Origin of the sequence: Aeromicrobium sp. IC_218, from assembly GCF_004336805.1 — a bacterium.
GTDB lineage: Bacteria > Actinomycetota > Actinomycetes > Propionibacteriales > Nocardioidaceae > Aeromicrobium.
The window spans coordinates 93,872-111,387 of record NZ_SJXM01000011.1; the positions used below are offsets into that span (position 1 = coordinate 93,872).

The following is a 17,516-nucleotide window of genomic DNA, read 5'->3' on the forward strand; positions in this document are numbered from 1 at the left end:
GTCAGCCCACCCTCCTCAGGGCGTGCAGCATCTCGGTGTGGGCGTCACGCGGGACGATGTCGAGCATCCTCCACGGCACGACGTTGCGGATCGTGGTGCGCCCGACCGTGCGGTCCGGACGCGGGTGGCCGTACGGGTGGATGTGCCCGTGCAGGTGCCAGGTCGGCTCGAGCCGCTCCAGCGTGCCGTGCAGCGCCTCGATGCCGACGTGGCACGGGTCGGGCTCGTCGCCCAGGCCGAGCGGCGGTGCGTGCGTGAGCAGGACGTCGACCGGCGCCCCGGCGCGCTCGACCCGGCGGACGAGCCGGCGGGCCCGCCGGTGGTGCTGCTTCTGGGTGTACTGGTGCGGGCCGTCGTTGTAGCGGACGCAGCCGCCGAGCCCGGCGATGCGCAGACCCGCGACGGTGACGACGCGCTCGTCGGCGTTGAGGCAGCCGTGCGGACGGGGCGCGTCGACCGGCAGGCCCGCGTCGAACAGGCCGCCGCCGAGTCCGCGGCGGACCGCCGGGATCGCGTCGTCGTGGTTGCCCGGCACGAACACGACCGGCACGTCGAGGGCCGAGGACAGGAACTCCAGGTAGGCCCAGGGCAGGTCGCCGGCGGCGAGCACGAGATCGGGACGGTAGCGCTGGACCGAGACGTCGTAGAGCTGCTCCACGACCTCGTCGGCGACCACCAGTGCACGGACCACGCCCCCACTGTACGGCGGGGTGTGACGCGCGCCACCGGGCTCAGGCGGGCTCGCGGCCTTCCGCGGCCCAGCGCTCGCGGTCGGCCAGGATCTTGCGGCCGAGGGCCCATCCCGCCCAGTACAGCAGGGCGAACAGGCCGCCCACGAAGAAGAACGCCGGGTGCAGCAGGCCCATCGCGACGAAGCCGACCTGCACCGCCCAGCCCAGCACGTCGCCCACGGCACCGCGCCGGAACAGGCCGGTGGTCAGCAGCGCGAGCACGGCCAGGACGACGCAGACCGTGACGGCCGTGCCGGTCGGGACGTCCGTGACCTGGACCAGGATCGGGATGGACAGCCCGAGCAGGATCGCCTCGAAGACCAGGATCGCCTGGCACATGTGCTTCACGCGGCACCGCTCCCGAGCAGCACGCGGGCCTCGCCCACGGTGACGACCGAGCCGGTGACCAGCACGCCGCCGCTGCCGAGCGCGTCCTCGTACCCCTCGGCGGACTCGGCGAGGTTGATCGCGGTGGCGAGCGCGTCGTCCAGGCCGGGGGCGAGGACGACGCGGTCCTCGCCGAACAGGTCGGTGGCGATCTCGGCCAGCTCGGCGGCCGACATCGAGCGGTCCGAGGACGACTGGGTGACGACGATCGTGGCCAGCAGCGGCTCGAGCACGCGCAGGATCCCGTCGACGTCCTTGTCGGCCATCATCGAGACGACGCCGACGAGCGGGCTGAACGCGAACGCCTCCTGCACCGCGTCGACCAGGGCCGCCGCGCCGTGCGGGTTGTGCGCGGCGTCGAGCAGCACGGTCGGGCTGCGGCGCACGACCTCCAGGCGTCCGGGCGACGTGACCGAGGCGAACGCCGCCTCGACGAGCGCGGGCTCGAGCTCGCCGGAGCCGGTGAAGGCCTCGACCGCGGCCAGCGCCACGGCGGCGTTCTGGGCCTGGTGGGCGCCGTGCAGCGGCAGGAAGACGTCCTCGTACCGACGGCTCAGCCCGTCGAGCGTCACGACCTGCCCGCCGAGGGCCGGCACGCGCTCGGCGACGCCGAAGTCGACACCCTGGCGGTGCACCGTGGCGCCGACCTCGGCCGCACGGCGCAGCAGGACGTCCAGCACCTCGGGCCGCTGCTCGGCGATGACCGCCTGCGCGCCGGCGTGGATGATGCCGGCCTTCTCGACCGCGACGAGCTCGGGCGAGTCGCCCAGGTACTTGGCGTGGTCGACGTCGATGGGGGTGATGACCGCGAGCGACGCCTCGGCGACGCTCGTGGCGTCCCAGGTGCCGCCCATGCCGACCTCGACGACGGCGACGTCGACGGGGGCGTCGGCGAACGCCGCGTAGGCCATGGCCACGACCGTCTCGAAGAACGACAGCGGCGCTCCCCCGTGCTGGGCCGAGGAGTCGTCGACGATCTGGGCGTACGCGGCGACGTCGGCGAAGGCGTCGACGAAGGCGTCCTCGCTCAGCGGCTCGCCGTCGAGCGTGATGCGCTCGGTCATGGAGACCAGGTGCGGGCTGGTGAAGCGGCCGGTGCGCAGCTGCCGCTCGCGCAGCAGCGCGTCGATCATGCGGCTGGTGGACGTCTTGCCGTTCGTGCCGGTCAGCTGCACGACGGGGTAGGCGCGCTGGGGCTCGCCGAGCAGGTCCATGAGCGCGCGGATGCGGTCCAGGGAGGGCTCGAGCTTGGTCTCGGGCCAGCGACCCAGCAGGGCGCGCTCGACCTCGGCGTAGGTAGGTCTCATCGGGGCCAGTATCCCAGGCCCGGCCAGCGGAGTCCCAGGGGCGGAACCAGGGACGTTCCGGGTATCGATCCTGTCGGTGGATGGGCGCATGATGGTTCCTGACCTGGACGTGCTCGGGACGCCCCCATCTCACGTGCTCAGGAGCGCCCATGTCCCGTTCGACCGCCGGGTGGATCACCCGCCGCTGGCTCCCGTGGGCGGTGCTCGTCACCGCCGTCGTCCTCACCGGTGCGCTCGGCTCGCTGGGCAGCAAGCTCTCCGAGGTCGAGGACAACGACGTCGGGTCCTGGCTGCCCGGGTCGGCCGAGTCGACCCAGGTCATCGAGAAGTCCGCGGCCTTCGCCGACTCCGAGGCCATCCCCGCCGTGCTGCTCTACACCCGTGACGGCGGGCTGACCGCCGACGACCTCGCCGCGATCACCGCCGTCGCCGGGCGGGTCACGTCCGTCGAGACCGTCGCGCCGGACGTCGTGGGCCCGATCCGCTCCGAGGACGGCGAGGCGGCCCAGCTCGTGGTGACGTTCGCCGTGGGCGACGACGGCTGGGACGCGCTGCCCGATCTCGTCGACGACCTGCGCGACGTGGCCACCGAGGACGTGCCGGACGGCCTGGAGCTGCACGTCGCCGGTCCGGCGGCGCTCGGCGCCGACCAGGCCGACGCGTTCGCCGGCATCGACGGGGTGCTGCTGCTGGCCGCGATGGGCGTCGTCGTGCTCATGCTGCTGCTCACCTACCGCAGCCCGGTGCTGTGGCTGATCCCGCTGTTCTGCGGCCTGGTCAGCCTGGGCATGGCGCAGGGGGTCGTGTACCTGCTCGCCGACGCCGGCCTGACCGTCAACGCGCAGAGCGCCGGCATCCTCACGGTGCTGGTGTTCGGGGCCGGCACCGACTACGCCCTGCTGCTCATTGCCCGCTACCGCGAGGAGCTGCACCACTTCGAGCGTCGCTCGGAGGCCATGCGCCACGCGCTGCACCACGCGACCCCCGCGATCGTCGCGTCGGGCGCCACGGTCGTCGTGGGCCTGCTGTGCCTGCTGTTCGCCGAGATGAACTCCACCAGCAGCCTCGGCCCGGTCGCCGCGGCCGGCATCATCGTCGCGGTCGTGGTCATGCTGACCCTGCTGCCGTCGCTGCTGGTCATCTTCGGACGCTGGGTGTTCTGGCCGGCCGTGCCGCACTTCGGCGACCCCGACCGCGGCGAGCGCAGCCTGTGGGGACGCGTCGGACGCCGCATCGACCGCCGGCCGCGGGCGGTGTGGGTGGGCACCAGCGTCGCGCTCGCCGCCTGCGCGCTCGGCATCCTGCAGCTGAACGCCACCGGCCTGTCGAACGCCGACACGTTCACGTCCGACCAGCCCTCGATCGAGGCCGGCGAGGTGCTGGCCCAGCACTTCCCCGGCGGGGCGGGCAACCCCGTGCAGGTGGTCAGCAGCGCCGCCGCGGCCGACGAGGTCGCGGCCGCGCTCGGCGACGTCGAGGGCATCGCGCCGGGCACCGTCACCGAGCCGGTCGTCCGCGACGGTCTGGCCTACGTCGAGGCGACGCTGTCCGACGCGGCCGACTCCGACGCCGCGGCCGACACGATCGACCGGGCCCGCGACGAGCTCCACGCGGTCGACGGGGCCGACGCGCTGGTGGGCGGCAACACCGCGGTGAACCTGGACGTGCAGCGCGCCTCGTCCCGCGACAACGCGGTCATCATCCCGATCGTGCTCGTGGCCGTGCTGCTCATCCTCGGCCTGCTGCTGCGGGCGGTCACCGCGCCGCTCATCCTGCTGGGCACGGTGGTGCTCTCGTTCGGCGCGGCCCTGGGGCTCAGCGCCCTCGTCTTCCGCCACGTGCTGGGCTTCGCCGGCGCCGACACGTCGTTCCCGCTGTTCGCGTTCGTGTTCCTCGTCGCGCTGGGCATCGACTACAACATCTTCCTCATGACCCGCGTGCGGGAGGAGTCGCTGCGCCACGGCACCCGGCGCGGCGCGCTGCTCGGCCTGGCCGCGACCGGCGGCGTCATCACGTCCGCCGGACTGGTGCTGGCCGGCACGTTCGCCGCGCTGGCGACGCTGCCGATCGTGTTCCTGGCCGAGCTCGGGTTCGTCGTCGCGCTGGGCGTCCTGCTCGACACGATCGTCGTCCGCTCGGTGCTGGTGACGGCGCTCAACCTGGACGTCGGGCGGCACATCTGGTGGCCCAGCGAGCTCGGCCGCACCGACGGCGGGACGAAGACGCCGCCCGAGCAGAGCCGTGAGGCGGTGCGCACCTAGACTCAGGCCTCATGAACGCCGTGCCGGAGAAGCCTGTCCTCGAGGGCCTGGAGGCCACCTGGTCCCAGCGGTGGGAGGAGCAGGGCACCTTCCGCTTCGACCGCAGCAAGGATCGGGCGGACGTCTACTCCATCGACACCCCGCCCCCGACCGTCTCGGGCTCGCTGCACGTCGGTCACGTCTTCAGCTACACGCACACCGACCTGGTCGCGCGCTACCAGCGCATGCGCGGCAAGGAGGTGTTCTACCCGATGGGCTGGGACGACAACGGCCTGCCCACCGAGCGTCGCGTGCAGAACTACTTCGGCGTGCGGTGCGACCCGTCGCTGCCCTACGACGCCGACTTCACGCCGCCGCAGAAGCCGGACCCGAAGAAGCAGGTGCCGATCAGCCGGCGCAACTTCATCGAGCTGTGCAACCAGCTCGTCGTCGAGGACGAGAAGGTCTTCGAGGCGCTGTGGCGCACGCTCGGGCTGAGCGTGGACTGGACGCAGACCTACACGACGATCGGTGACGAGGCCCAGGCCACGAGCCAGCGCGCGTTCCTGCGCAACCTGGCCCGCGGCGAGGCGTACCAGCAGGACGCCCCGACCCTGTGGGACGTCACGTTCCAGACCGCCGTGGCCCAGGCCGAGCTCGAGGCCCGCGAGTACCCCGGCGCGTACCACCGCGTCGCCTACCACCTCGCCGACGGCACCACGGTCCACGTCGAGACCACGCGCCCGGAGCTCACCCCGGCCGCCGTCGCGCTCATCGCCCACCCCGACGACGAGCGCTACCAGCACCTGTTCGGCACCACCGCCACCTCGCCGATCTTCGGCGTGGAGGTGCCCGTGGTGGCGCACACGCTGGCCGACCCGACCAAGGGCTCGGGCATCGTGCACTGCTGCACGTTCGGCGACCTGACCGACGTCCAGTGGTGGCGCGAGCTGCAGCTGCCCAACCGCACCGTCATCGGCCGCGACGGACGCATCCTGCCCGACGTGCCCGAGTGGATCGCCACGGACGCGGGTCGCGCGCTCTACGCCGAGCTGGCCGGCAAGACGACGTTCACCGCGCGCGAGCTGACCGTGCAGGCGCTGCGCGAGAGCGGCGACCTCGACGGCGAGCCGAAGCCCACCCAGCGCATGGCGAACTTCTACGAGAAGGGCGACAAGCCGCTCGAGATCGTCTCCACGCGCCAGTGGTACATCGCCAACGGCGGCCGCGACGCCGACCTGCGCAAGGCGCTCGTGGCCCGCGGCGACGAGATGACCTGGGTGCCCGGCTACATGCAGTCGCGCTTCACGAACTGGATCGAGGGCCTCAACGGCGACTGGCTCGTCTCGCGCCAGCGCTTCTTCGGCATCCCGTTCCCGGTGTGGTACCGGCTCGACGAGGCCGGCGAGCCGGTCTACGACGACCCGATCCTGGCCCGCGAGGACCAGCTGCCGGTCGACCCCGCCTCCCAGGCGCCCGACGGCTTCGACGAGGCCCAGCGGGGCGAGCCCGGCGGCTTCATGGCCGACCCGGACGTGCTCGACACCTGGGCGACGTCGTCGCTGACCCCGCAGATCGTGTGCGGCTGGGAGCGCGACCCCGAGCTGTTCGAGCGCACGTTCCCGATGGACCTGCGCCCGCAGGGCCACGACATCATCCGCACCTGGCTGTTCAGCACCGTCGTGCGCGCGCACCAGGAGTTCGGCCAGGTGCCGTGGACGCACACCGCGCTGTCCGGCTTCGTCGTCGACCCCGACCGCAAGAAGATGTCCAAGTCCAAGGGCAACGTGGTCGTCCCCGACGAGATCCTCACCAAGTACGGCGCCGACGCCGTCCGCTGGCGTGCCGCCGGCGCCCGCCCGGGCGCGGACTCGCCGTTCGACGAGGCACAGATGAAGGTCGGCCGCCGCCTGGCCATGAAGGTGCTCAACGCGAGCAAGTTCGTGCTGGCTGCCGAGGACGCCTACGGCCTGGGCGCGGACGCCTCGTACCTGGACGCCGCCCGCGTCACCGAGGCCGTCGACCTGGCCATGCTCGACCGCCTGCGCGGCGTCGTCACCACGGCCACGGAGCACTTCGAGGCCTACGACTACGCCTCGGCGCTCGAGGTCACCGAGAAGTTCTTCTGGGACTTCTGCGACGACTACCTCGAGCTGGTCAAGGAGCGGGCCCGCCGCAGCGACGCCGGCGGCGAGTCGGCCAAGGCCGCGTTCGCCCAGGCGCTGTCGGTGCAGCTGCGCCTGCTCGCCCCGTTCCTGCCGTACGTGACCGAGGAGGTCTGGTCGTGGTGGCAGGAGGGCTCGATCCACCGCGCCGCCTGGCCGACCACGGACGACCTGGGCACGCCGGCCGCCGACCAGCGGGTGCTCGACGTCGCCGCCGCGGCGCTCGCGGGCGTCCGCGGGGCCAAGTCGGTGGCCAAGGTCAGCCAGCGCACGGCGGTCACCGCCCTCACCGTCCGCGGCACCCAGGACGACCTCGACCGGCTCGCGCTGGCGCTCGACGACGTCCGCGCCGCCGGCAAGGTGACCGGCGACGTCGCTCTCGAGCCGGCCGACGCGGCCGAGCTCGCGGTCGAGGCCACGCTCGAGGCCGCCGAGCAGTCCTGACGCACGACGAAGGGCCTCCCCGCTGCGGGGAGGCCCTTCGTCGTCGTGGGGCCGGCTCACTCGTCGGCGAGCTCGTGCTCCTCCATCTCGGCGAGCGTCGGGCGTCCCTGGTTGCAGAAGACCTCGAGCTCGATCGAGCGTCCGCCCCGGGCGAAGACGGCGTCGACGTCGTCGTCGGGGCCGGGCTCGAAGCTCACGACCCGCCAGCCGGCGGCCTCGTCGGGCAACGCCTCCACGCCCACGGCGTACACGCCGTCGCAGCCGACCCGGAAGCCGCCGAACTCGCCGGAGATCGTCTCCTCGACCAGGTTCGGTCCGGCGGTCGGCGGGGCGGTCGACGCGTCCTTCGGCACCTCCTGGCCGACCGGGCCGCGTCCGCGCACCGAGGCGCCCACGGCGGTGACCGTCGCGACGCCGATCGACACGGCGACGACGACGGCGAGCAGCCATCCGGCGGCGTACAGGACCCTGCGTCTCACGGCACCATGCTGGCAGGCCGTCGCGGCCCGCACGCTATGGCGACGCTAAGCCGCGGCTAAGCCCGGGCCTCGAGCGCGCCACGACGGGTGCGCACCCGCTAGCGTCACGGTGTGGCTCACGTGCTGGTGATCGAGGACGACGACGTCATCCGTCCCCGTCTGGTCCGGTCCTTGCGCGAGCTGGGGCACGCGGTCGACTCCTCCCCCGCGGGGCTGCCCGGCCTGCAGCTGGCGCTCGACGCGCGTCCCGACCTCGTGGTGCTCGACCTCGGGCTGCCCGACGTCGACGGCATGCAGGTGCTGACGATGCTGCGGGCGGTCAGCGAGGTGCCGGTCATCATCGCCAGTGCCCGTGACGACGACCCCGGCCTGGTCCGGGCGCTGGACGCCGGCGCCGACGACTACCTGGTCAAGCCGTTCACCGCCGCCCAGCTGGAGGCCCGCATCCGCGCCGTCATCCGGCGCAGCGGGCGCCCGGTCGAGCAGGCCGAGCTCGCGGTCGGCGGCCTGCGGGTCGACCTGCGCGGGCGCCGGGTGACGCTGGACGGCGCCGAGGTCGAGCTCAGCCCGCGCGAGTTCGACCTGCTCGCCTACCTGGTGCAGCGGCCGGGCGAGGTCGTCACCAAGCGCGAGCTGCTGACCGAGGTCTGGCAGCAGCCCTGGGGCGGCTCGGACAAGACGGTCGACGTCCACCTCTCCTGGCTGCGCCGCAAGCTCGGCGAGACCGCCTCCGAGCCGCGCCACCTGACCACCGTGCGCGGCGTCGGCGTGCGGCTGTCCGTCCCGGACGCGCCGTGAGACGCCGGCTCATCTGGACCGTCGCGGCCACGGTCTCGATGGTGCTGCTGGCGATGCTGGTGCCGATGGCCGTCCTGGTGCGCAGCTACGACCTGGAGGACCGGCTCTCCCGCGCCGCGCTGGAGGTGCAGGGCACCGAGACCGTCGTGTCCGGCCAGGACAAGGGCGCCGTGGCGGTCTACCTCGACGGCCTGAACCGGCGCGACGACGGCGTGCGCACCACCGTGCTCTACCCCGACGGCACCGCGATCGGGCCGAACCCGGGCGAGGACGAGCGGGTGGCCGAGGCACGCACGACCGGACGCGCCAGGGTCGACGACGTGGACGGCGGGGCCCAGATCCTCGTGCCGGTCGCCCTCGGCGGCAGCAGCGGGCTCCCCGGCCAGACGCCGGTCGTGCGGGTGGACGTCCAGGAGGCGCGCTTCCCCTCGGACCTGCACGTGGCGTGGATCGTGCTCGCCCTGCTCGGCGCGACCCTGCTCGCGGGGGCCGTGCTGCTGGCCGACCGGCTCGGTCGTTCGTTCGTCCGGCCCATCCACGACCTGGCGGTCGCCACGCGCTCGCTCGGCGACCCCGCCGGCCCGCGGACGGTCGAGGTCGAGGGCCCGCCGGAGGTGCACGAGCTCGCGACCGCGCTGAACCGCCTGGTCGAGCGGGTGGAGCTGCTGCTGGAGCGCGAGCGCGAGAACGTGGCCGACCTGTCGCACCGGCTGCGCACGCCCGTGACGGCGCTGCGCCTGGGCATCGAGGCGCTTGAGGACCCGGCCGATCGCGCGCGGCTCGGCGCCGACCTCGACCGCCTGCAGCAGACGGTCGACGTGGTGGTGCGCGAGGCGCGCCGCTCGCAGCGCGAGGGCGTGGCCCCGCGGACGGACGCCTTGGCCGTCCTGGCCGCACGCACCCGCTACTGGCTGGTGCTGGCCGAGGACCAGGGACGTCCGGTCCAGGTCGACCTCGACGACGGGCCCGGCCCCCACGTACGGACGAGCCCGGAGGACCTGGAGGCCCTGGCCGACGTGCTGGTCGACAACGTCTTCACCCACACGCCGCCCGAGGCACCGCTCCACGTGACGCTGCGGGCCGGGGAGGACGCGGTCACGTACGTCGTGGAGGACGGCGGACCGGGTGTCCCCGACGGCTCCGACCCGGTCGGCCGGGGCACGAGCGGCAGCGGCTCGACCGGCCTGGGGCTGGCCATCGCCGCGCGCACCGCCGAGGCCGCGGACGGGACCCTGCGGGTCGACCGCTCCCCCGGCCTCGGTGGCACGCGCGTCACCGTCGTGCTGCGCTGAGCCTCAGCGCACGCGGACCGTCGTGGAGCACCATCCATCGGTGCCGGCCGGGCGCAGGCGCACCGTGAAGGTGTCCCGGTCGCGCGTGTTCGGCCGCAGCCGCTCCAGCTCCAGCTCGCCGTCGCGGTCGGCCCGGACGACACCGTGGTGCACCCGCCTGCCGTCGTGCCGCAGCTGGACGACCCAGCGCGACGCCGGACGGGCGTGCTCGACGTCCAGCGTGACCTCGTACCGGCGACCCTCCCGGTCGACCTGCAGCTCGTAGGTCGCCCCGGCGCAGCGGCCGTGACGTTCGACGTCGGCGGTCGCGGTGGCGGGCACGGCGACCAGCGCGGCACCGGCCAGTGCCGTGCCGCCGAGCAGCAGGGCGGTCCCTCGGCGCGCGCTCATCGGTGGGTCACCTCGGCCGTGCAGGTCTCGCCACCGGCGACGGGGGTCGCCTCGACGGTGAACGTCCTCTCGCCGTCCTGCGGCACCTGCGCCTCGATGTCGAGCTCGGCGTCCTCGTCGCTCATGCGCTCGCCCTCGACCAGGACGGTGTCGCCCTCGCGCAGCACGAGCGTCCAGCGCTCGCCGGGGGCGGCGGTCTGCAGCTCGAAGGAGACGTCGACGCGGTCGCCGTCCTCGTCCTCGGTCTCCAGCTGGTAGCGGGCCTGGCCGCACGTGCCGTCGGAGCGGTGGGTCTGGTCGCCGGACGCCGACCACCACCAGGCGCCGGCACCGGCTCCCACGACGACGACCGCCGCGGCGGCGGCCACGGTCTTGGTGGACTTCTTCACGATGAGGCTCCTTCTCTCGGGTACCCCACCACCGTGCCGCCGGCGTGCCTAACGGCGTCTCTCGCGCCCGCTAAGGGACGGCAAAGACCTCAGTCGAGGACGTCGAAGCGGATGCCCGCGGCCTGCAGCCGGCTCACCAGGGCGTCGCCCATGGCGACGGCCGTGGTCGTCTGGCCGGCGACCTCGGGCAGGTCGTCGAAGGCCAGCGACAGCGCGGACTCGGCCAGCATCTTGGACGTCTCGGTGTAGCCCGGGTCGCCGCCGCTCACCTGCGTGCGCAGGCGCTGGTCGCCGGCCTCGGCCTCGAGCACGAGCTTGAAGTAGGACTTGTCGCGGCGCTCCTCGTCCGGACCGGTGCCCTGCTCGAACGCCTTGAGCATGAGCGCGCGCGTGGGCGGCAGCTGGGCCGCGCCGAACGCCACGCCGAGACCGGCGCCGGCCACCGCGAGGGTGCGCGCCTTCTTGACGTGGGCGAAGTGCTCGTAGCGGAAGTCGGGGCCGTAGGCCGGCAGGGCCCGGGCCGAGCGCAGCACGATCTGCGGGTCGAGGGTCGGGAGCGGGACGCCGTAGCCGACGCCACCGGGGCCCTTGCCGAACGAGCCGCCGCCACGCACGCGCCGGTCGGCCGGACGCGGCTCGAGCCGGCGACGCTCCGCGGCGGTGCGCTTGGCCTGCTTCATGCGGCCGAAGACGTTGATCGCCGAGTGGTACGTGCCGCCGGAGAACGCCGCGTTCGAGCGGACGTACCCGCGCACGGTGATCGGGACGTCGTCGGGCAGCTGCTCGACGGTCCACAGGACGCCCAGGTCGTACGGGACGGAGTCGAAACCGCACGCGTGCACGAGCCGGGCGCCGGTGCGCTCGGCCGTGCCGTGGTGACGCAGCCAGGTGCGGTCGACGAACTCCGGCTCACCGGTGAGGTCGACGTAGTCGGTGCCGGCCGCGGCGGACGCCTGGACGGCCGCCTCGCCGTGCTGCAGGTACGGGCCCACGGTGGTGGCCAGCACCTTGGTGCTCGCGGCGAGCTCGCGCATCGACGCGGCGTCCTCGACGTCGGCCACGCGCAGCTCGGGCCGGCTGCCGCCCGCGGCCTCGACCCGGTCGGCGACCTGCTCGAGCTTCTCGCGACGGCGTCCGGCGATCGCCCAGGTCGCCCCGGCCGGGACGTGCGCGGCGAGGTACTCGGCGGTCAGCCCGCCGGTGAACCCGGTGGCCCCCAGCAGGGTGACGTCGGCGCGGCTCAAGAGGCCTTGCGCCCGAGCTCGTCGCGGGTGATGACGGTCGGCTCGCCCTCGCCGCGGACGCTGGCGGCGTCGACGACGACCTTCGCGACGTCCTCGCGGCTGGGGATCTCGAACATGACCTGCTGCAGCGCGTCCTCGAGGATCGAGCGCAGGCCGCGGGCGCCGGTGTCGCGCTCGAGCGCCAGGTCGGCCATCGCGGCGATGGCCTCCTCGCCGAACTCCAGCTCGATGCCGTCGATCTCGAACAGGCGCTGGTACTGCTTGACCAGCGCGTTGCGCGGCTCGGTGAGGATCGCGACGAGCGCCTCGCGGTCGAGCTTGTCGACCGCGGCGATGACCGGGAGACGACCGATGAACTCGGGGATGAGGCCGAACTTCAGCAGGTCGGTCGGCTGCACCTTGGAGTAGGTCTTGGTCTTGTCGGCGTCCTTGGCCACGACGGGCTCGGCGTTGAAGCCCAGGCTCGTCTTGCCCGCGCGCTGCTCGATGATCTCCTCCAGGCCGGCGAACGCGCCGCCCACGATGAACAGCACGTTCGTCGTGTCGATCTGGATGAACTCCTGGTGCGGGTGCTTGCGCCCGCCCTGCGGCGGCACCGACGCGGTGGTGCCCTCGAGGATCTTCAGCAGCGCCTGCTGCACGCCCTCGCCGGAGACGTCACGGGTGATCGAGGGGTTCTCGGCCTTGCGCGAGATCTTGTCGATCTCGTCGATGTAGATGATGCCCGTCTCGGCCTTCTTGACGTCGTAGTCGGCGGCCTGGATGAGCTTGAGCAGGATGTTCTCGACGTCCTCGCCGACGTAGCCGGCCTCGGTCAGGGCCGTGGCGTCGGCGATCGCGAACGGGACGTTCAGCATGCGCGCCAGGGTCTGGGCCAGGTAGGTCTTGCCGCAGCCGGTGGGGCCGACCATGAGGATGTTGGACTTGGCCAGCTCGACCTGCTCGTCCTTCGAGCGGCCGCCCGAGGCCTGCGCCTGGACGCGCTTGTAGTGGTTGTAGACGGCCGTGGCGAGCGAGCGCTTGGCCCGGTCCTGGCCGATGACGTACTCGTCGAGGAAGTCGTAGATCTCGCGCGGCTTGGGCAGCTCGCCCAGGCTCACCTCGGAGCCCTCGGAGAGCTCCTCCTCGATGATCTCGTTGCACAGGTCGATGCACTCGTCGCAGATGTAGACGCCGGGTCCGGCGATGAGCTTCTTGACCTGCTTCTGGCTCTTCCCGCAGAAGGAGCACTTGAGCAGGTCTGCCGTCTCGATCCGTGCCACGAGGCCGATCCTCTCTCCGATTCGTCACGTCCGGACACACCATCGACCGGACGACTCCTTGACCTTAGTCGCCCCGTACCCCGCTGACACGCAGGTCAAGCGCGTGTTCGCTGACGGCGCACGGACGCCGGGCGCACGAGGGCCGGGCTCCTGCGTGAGGAGCCCGGCCCGTCGCGCCGGTCGTGACCGCCGGTCAGCGGACGACGCGCAGCCTCGCGGAGGCCGTGCGGCCCGCCGTGTAGCTGGCGTCACCGGCGTACGCGGCCTTGACCGACCACGTGCCGCGGGCCAGGCGCGGCAGCGTCACGACGACGCGGCCGTTGCTCAGCGTGGCCCGCACGGTGCGGCTGGTGCGGCCCTTGGTGACCTTGACCGTGACCGGTCCGGACGCCTTGGCCAGGCCGGGCGGGGTCGCGACGGTGATCGTGACCTTGGCCTTCCTCGTGGCCTTGACGCTGCGCGGCACCGCGACCCGCGTGGCCCCGGGCAGCGCCTTGACGACGGTGACCGAGCCGGTGCGCGACGCCGCCAGCGCGACGCGGTCACCCTGGTAGACCGCCGTGATCCGGTGCGTGCCGACCCGCAGTCCGCGCGGCAGCACGATCGTGGCGCGCCCGGAGGCGTCCAGGCGGCCGGTCGCGCGGACCGTCGGTCCGGTCAGCGTGACGGTGCCGGTGGGCACGCGGCCCGCCGCACCCTTGACGGCGACCAGGACCTTGGCCGCGGTGCCGTACCGCACGCCGGCCGCGGCGACGGCCAGCGTCGAGGCGTTCTTGCGCACGACGACCGTCAGGGGCGTCGAGGACGACGGCGCGTAGGTGGCGTCGCCGCCGTAGCTCGCCGTCAGGGCGTACGAGCCGGGGACAGTGCCCGCCGGGACGGTGAACGTCGCCGTGCCGTCCTGGACCGGGGCCGACACCGCGCCACCGGGCAGGCCGCTGAGGCTGACCGTGCCGGTCGCGCCCTCGGTCACCGTCGCGGTGACCGTGCTGGCCGCGCCGTACGTGAGCGGGGCGGGCCCCGCGAGCGTCACGCTGCTGGCGGTGCCGGCGACGTCCAGCGCGAGCGCGGACTGCGACGGCGTCAGCGAGTCGCCGCGACCCAGGTAGCGGACGGTGTACGCCTTCGTCCCCTGCGTCTGCGCCGGCAGCGTCAGCGACGCGGTGCCGGCCCGCGACAGGCGGGCCTTCACGAGCAGCTCGGAGCCGTCGAAGACGCCCACCTCGCCGCGCGGCCTGGCCGTGCCCGTGCTGGGCGCGACGCTGGCCGACGCCGTGTTGAACGACGCGAACGGCGCGTGGCCGGGCGACGTGACCGAGACCTGGACGGTCGGGGTCGCCCCGACCGGCACCGTCGCGGGGACGCCGTCGACGGCGACCTGCGTGCCGTGCTCCTCGCCGGCGAGACCGCCGAGCACGGAGTCGATCTCGGCGATCGCCTCCTTCGCGAACGCACGCTGGTTCTGCAGGCCGTTGGAGCCGGCCTCGCTGGCGACGTTGTACGTGCCGCCGAGGCGGGCGTCGCCCGCGGCGTAGTCGCGTCCGGCGACGTACCACCACTCGGTCATGTGCTCGGTCTGGCCGCCGTCGTCGTTGAAGCGGATGGCCTGGTCGACGACCGGCGCGGCGTTGCCCGCGGCGTCCTTGTGGTCCTTGTTGTAGGTGAGCACGTGGCCGACCTGGATCTTGCGCGCCTGCTTGGCCGTGGCCGTGACGTCGCCGCCGGGCAGGTACGAGACCGCGTTCACCGAGCCACCGAGCTTCTCGACGTCGGCGGCGGTGCGGTACTCGGTGACCGCGTTGCTCAGGTAGGTGTTCACCAGGTCGCCGTACAGGTGCGACGGACGCAGGACCTCGGTGACGCCGTCCACGGTGGCCGGCAGCGCGTTGTCGCGGATGTGCTGCGCCAGCGAGCCGGAGTTGCCGGTGGAGTCGAGCGAGAAGTCGAAGTTGTAGACGGTCCGGATGCCGTCCTCCTGCGCGATGCGGTTGACGTCCTTGATGATCGCGCGGGTGTTGTGGCACCAGGTGCCGCCGAACAGGATCGGGATGTCGCCCGGCTGCTGCAGCAGGTGCACCAGCTCGGGGTAGGTCACCGTCTGCACGCGCCAGCCGTCGGTCGCGTCGGCGTCGTCGAGGATGTCGCCGCCGAACTTGCTGGCGTCGGCGTAGGCGGCCGTCGTGGTGTGCCGGCGGTTGACCTCGTCCTTGAGGAACTGGAAGTTCGAGCGCGGCGTGTAGGACGACGCGGGCACGGCGCCCAGGACGTCCTCGACCTGGTCCTCGTACGCGGTCGTCTCGGCCGGCGTGTCGAGGTCGGTCGCGGACTTCTCGCCGGCGAGCGAGGCGATGATCCGGTCCTCGGCACCGCCCTCGGTGTGGTCCTTGTCGTAGACGAACAGGTACGGGTCGGTCGACTCGTCCTTGGTGAACTGCGGGGTCGTGTCCTTGTTCAGGTAGTCGGTCAGGAGCCGGTTGCCGAGCGCCTCGTACTGCGCGCGGCCCTGGCCGGCGCGGTTGCCGCCGGCCGGGTCGGGCGAGGTGCCGGTGCGCAGGCCGGAGCGGCTGAGGTCCCAGACGTCCAGGGTGTCGCCGTCCAGCTTCGGCGTGAAGTTGTAGACCTTGTCGACGCCGAGCCGCTTGGCGACCTGGTTCACGTGACCGATGGTGGCCTGGGTGCTGGCGTTGCCGGGATCGCCGACGAGGAACGCGAAGCGGCCGGGCTGCTTGAGCAGGTACTCGAAGCGCTCGATCGTCACGGTCTCGAAGACGCTGCCGGCGCCCAGGGCGTCGTAGACGTCGTCGAAGTAGTCGACGGTGGTGCCCACCGGGGCGGGGGCCGCGTGGGCGGTGGACGGCGCGCCGGCGACGAGGCCGGACGCCGCGACGGCCGCGGCGACGGAGAGCGCCAGTCGGCGTCTCGGGTTCGGGGTGGTGCTCATGGGGGATGCAGTCCTCTCGCTGCCACACTGGGCAGGTCGCTTCAGGAATGGGGCGATGGGTCGGGCCGCCGCGTCATGGCAGTGCCGGCGGCCCGACCGTGGGGTGGTCGTCGATCAGCCCACCCCCGACGAGGTCAGCGGGCGCGGCGCGACGTCCTGCGCGGGCACCGGAGCCGGCAGCACGACCGTGTCGTCCGAGGCCTCGGGGCCCGCGGCGCGACGGCGGCGGCGTCCGGTGGCCAGGTGCCACACGAGCGAGCCGGCACCGGCGATCGCCAGCACGGCGAGGATGGCCAGCCCGGTGTGCGGCGGGACCCGCTCGGCGGCCGGGGCGGCCGCCTCGTCGGTGTCGGCGTCCGCCGCACCGGCGGCGACCACCTCGACCGGCGAGGCCGTGACCTGCTGGCCGTCGTACAGGACGACGACCTGGTGCGCGCCGGCCGGCACGGTGTCGGGAATCGTGGCCGTGGTCGTGAAGCCGCCCTGGGCGTCGGTGGCGACGGTGCCCAGCGGGACCGGGTCCGAGTGCAGCTCGAGCGCCAGCTCCGGGACGTTCGGCGCGTAGCCGGTGCCGGTGATGGTCACCGACGCGCCCGGCGCCAGGTCGCCCTCGACCGCGACCGTGCCCTTGACGTCCACCACCGGGGTGCCGACCGTGGCCGGGTCCGAGGGCGGCGACGAGACCGACTCGCCGGCGGCGTTCACGGCGCGGACGGCGGCGCGGTACGAGCCGTCGGCCAGGCCGGTGAAGGTGTGCGAGGTCGTGGTCGCGTCGACGGTGAGCGGCTGGGCGCCGGTGAAGCGCACGACGTAGCCGGTCACGCTCTCGAGCTCGGCGTCGGCCGTGGCCTGCCACGCGACGGTCACGTCCTTGCCCTTGACCGTCAGGACGGGGGCGGCGGGGGCGGTCGGGGCGCCCGTGACGGCGACCTCCTCGTCGTCGACGCCCAGGTCGGCCGGGGCCGCGTCCGTCGTCGTGTCGGCGTCCGGCGTCGTCGTCACCGGCTTGGACGACGTGGTGCGGTCGCTGGTCGGCTTCGGGGTCGACCTGGTCGGCGTCGACTTCGTGGGCGTCGGCTTCGTCGGGGTCGGCTTCGGCTCGGCCTTGATCTCGTCGGCGTAGCGCACCTTGCTCGGGTCGCCCTGCCAGATGCCGGTCTTGCGGCTGGGCAGCACCCAGACGCCGTCGTCGTCCTGGTAGCAGCCGGGGATCGGCGTGCACCAGGCCTCGGCCGGCAGCGCGTCCAGGGCCTTGCCGCGGTCGTCGTTGAGGCAGTAGGAGTCGTCGGCACCGTCGACCCACTGCACCTCGGCCGCGTCGGCCTTGACGTGGACGGCCTGGCTGCCGATCACCAGGACGAGGCTGATCATCACGGCGAGCAGCCAGCGCAGGGCGCGGGGCACCTGAAGGATGGACATGGTCGAGAGCTCCTTGCGGGGGTGGGTC

The 17,516-nt window shown here is 73.3% G+C and carries 13 protein-coding genes and 1 pseudogene; 4 read left to right on the forward strand and 10 right to left on the reverse strand.

What is annotated here, in order from left to right; translation table 11 throughout:
• Nucleotide 1 precedes the first annotated feature (1 nt).
• Genes E0W78_RS12725 through E0W78_RS12735 form a run of 3 tightly spaced genes read right to left on the reverse strand, consistent with a single transcriptional unit; the run spans nt 2 to nt 2,425 of the window.
• On the reverse strand, nt 2-691 hold the full coding sequence (locus tag E0W78_RS12725) for a metallophosphoesterase (RefSeq protein ID WP_131404327.1): 690 nt from the start codon (nt 689-691) through the stop codon (nt 2-4).
• 40 nt (nt 692-731) lie between these two features.
• Nucleotides 732-1,070: a DUF4233 domain-containing protein gene (locus tag E0W78_RS12730; protein WP_242686346.1), complete on the reverse strand. Its 339-nt coding sequence runs from the start codon at nt 1,068-1,070 to the stop codon at nt 732-734.
• A gap of 5 nt (nt 1,071-1,075) precedes the next feature.
• Nucleotides 1,076-2,425, reverse strand: a complete 1,350-nt coding sequence (locus E0W78_RS12735) for a folylpolyglutamate synthase/dihydrofolate synthase family protein (RefSeq protein ID WP_131404329.1) — start codon at nt 2,423-2,425, stop codon at nt 1,076-1,078.
• Between the two features lie 149 nt (nt 2,426-2,574).
• Between E0W78_RS12735 and E0W78_RS12740 the strand changes: the two genes are divergently transcribed.
• On the forward strand, nt 2,575-4,686 hold the full coding sequence (locus tag E0W78_RS12740; RefSeq protein ID WP_131404330.1) for an MMPL family transporter: 2,112 nt from the start codon (nt 2,575-2,577) through the stop codon (nt 4,684-4,686).
• Nucleotides 4,687-4,697: 11 nt separating this feature from the next.
• Nucleotides 4,698-7,274, forward strand: coding sequence for a valine--tRNA ligase (gene valS, locus E0W78_RS12745; RefSeq protein ID WP_131404331.1), 2,577 nt, complete (start codon nt 4,698-4,700; stop codon nt 7,272-7,274).
• 56 nt (nt 7,275-7,330) lie between these two features.
• On the opposite strand, the gene E0W78_RS12750 is transcribed toward valS, so the two are convergent.
• Nucleotides 7,331-7,753 (reverse strand): hypothetical protein, encoded by a 423-nt coding sequence (locus tag E0W78_RS12750; protein ID WP_131404332.1) that lies wholly within the window; start codon nt 7,751-7,753, stop codon nt 7,331-7,333.
• Nucleotides 7,754-7,864: 111 nt separating this feature from the next.
• Between E0W78_RS12750 and E0W78_RS12755 the strand changes: the two genes are divergently transcribed.
• Both E0W78_RS12755 and E0W78_RS12760 read left to right on the forward strand, forming a co-directional pair.
• Nucleotides 7,865-8,551: a response regulator transcription factor gene (locus tag E0W78_RS12755; RefSeq protein WP_131404333.1), complete on the forward strand. Its 687-nt coding sequence runs from the start codon at nt 7,865-7,867 to the stop codon at nt 8,549-8,551.
• Nucleotides 8,548-9,843 carry a HAMP domain-containing sensor histidine kinase gene (locus E0W78_RS12760; protein WP_131404334.1) on the forward strand — a complete coding sequence of 432 codons (1,296 nt, stop codon included), beginning with the start codon at nt 8,548-8,550 and terminating at the stop codon, nt 9,841-9,843. The genes E0W78_RS12755 and E0W78_RS12760 overlap by 4 nt, the downstream gene beginning before the upstream one ends.
• Before the next feature lie 3 nt (nt 9,844-9,846).
• Here the strand turns inward: E0W78_RS12760 and E0W78_RS12765 are convergent, their stop codons facing one another.
• The 6 genes and pseudogenes from E0W78_RS12765 to E0W78_RS12790 form a co-directional block, all read right to left on the reverse strand.
• Nucleotides 9,847-10,233, reverse strand: a complete 387-nt coding sequence (locus E0W78_RS12765; protein ID WP_131404335.1) for a hypothetical protein — start codon at nt 10,231-10,233, stop codon at nt 9,847-9,849.
• On the reverse strand, nt 10,230-10,622 hold the full coding sequence (locus E0W78_RS12770; RefSeq protein ID WP_131404336.1) for a hypothetical protein: 393 nt from the start codon (nt 10,620-10,622) through the stop codon (nt 10,230-10,232). The genes E0W78_RS12765 and E0W78_RS12770 overlap by 4 nt, the downstream gene beginning before the upstream one ends.
• A gap of 89 nt (nt 10,623-10,711) precedes the next feature.
• A complete protein-coding gene (locus tag E0W78_RS12775) occupies nt 10,712-11,866 on the reverse strand; it encodes a saccharopine dehydrogenase NADP-binding domain-containing protein (protein WP_131404337.1) in 1,155 nt (384 codons plus the stop codon).
• Nucleotides 11,863-13,128, reverse strand: a complete 1,266-nt coding sequence (clpX, locus tag E0W78_RS12780; protein ID WP_131404338.1) for an ATP-dependent Clp protease ATP-binding subunit ClpX — start codon at nt 13,126-13,128, stop codon at nt 11,863-11,865. Before clpX ends, E0W78_RS12775 begins: the two co-directional genes overlap by 4 nt.
• 193 nt (nt 13,129-13,321) lie before the next feature.
• Nucleotides 13,322-16,069: an Ig-like domain-containing protein gene (locus E0W78_RS12785; RefSeq protein ID WP_131404339.1), complete on the reverse strand. Its 2,748-nt coding sequence runs from the start codon at nt 16,067-16,069 to the stop codon at nt 13,322-13,324.
• A gap of 114 nt (nt 16,070-16,183) precedes the next feature.
• Nucleotides 16,184-17,516, reverse strand: a pseudogene (locus tag E0W78_RS12790) (hypothetical protein); the annotation flags it as partial.

Coding starts and splice junctions, on each gene's coding strand:
- E0W78_RS12730 (WP_242686346.1), bottom strand. CDS start 1,070: ATGTGCCAGGCGATCCTGGTCTTCGAGGCGATCCTGCTCGGGCTGTCC.
- E0W78_RS12735 (WP_131404329.1), bottom strand. CDS start 2,425: ATGAGACCTACCTACGCCGAGGTCGAGCGCGCCCTGCTGGGTCGCTGG.
- E0W78_RS12740 (WP_131404330.1), top strand. CDS start 2,575: ATGTCCCGTTCGACCGCCGGGTGGATCACCCGCCGCTGGCTCCCGTGG.
- valS (WP_131404331.1), top strand. CDS start 4,698: ATGAACGCCGTGCCGGAGAAGCCTGTCCTCGAGGGCCTGGAGGCCACC.
- E0W78_RS12765 (WP_131404335.1), bottom strand. CDS start 10,233: ATGAGCGCGCGCCGAGGGACCGCCCTGCTGCTCGGCGGCACGGCACTG.
- E0W78_RS12785 (WP_131404339.1), bottom strand. CDS start 16,069: ATGAGCACCACCCCGAACCCGAGACGCCGACTGGCGCTCTCCGTCGCC.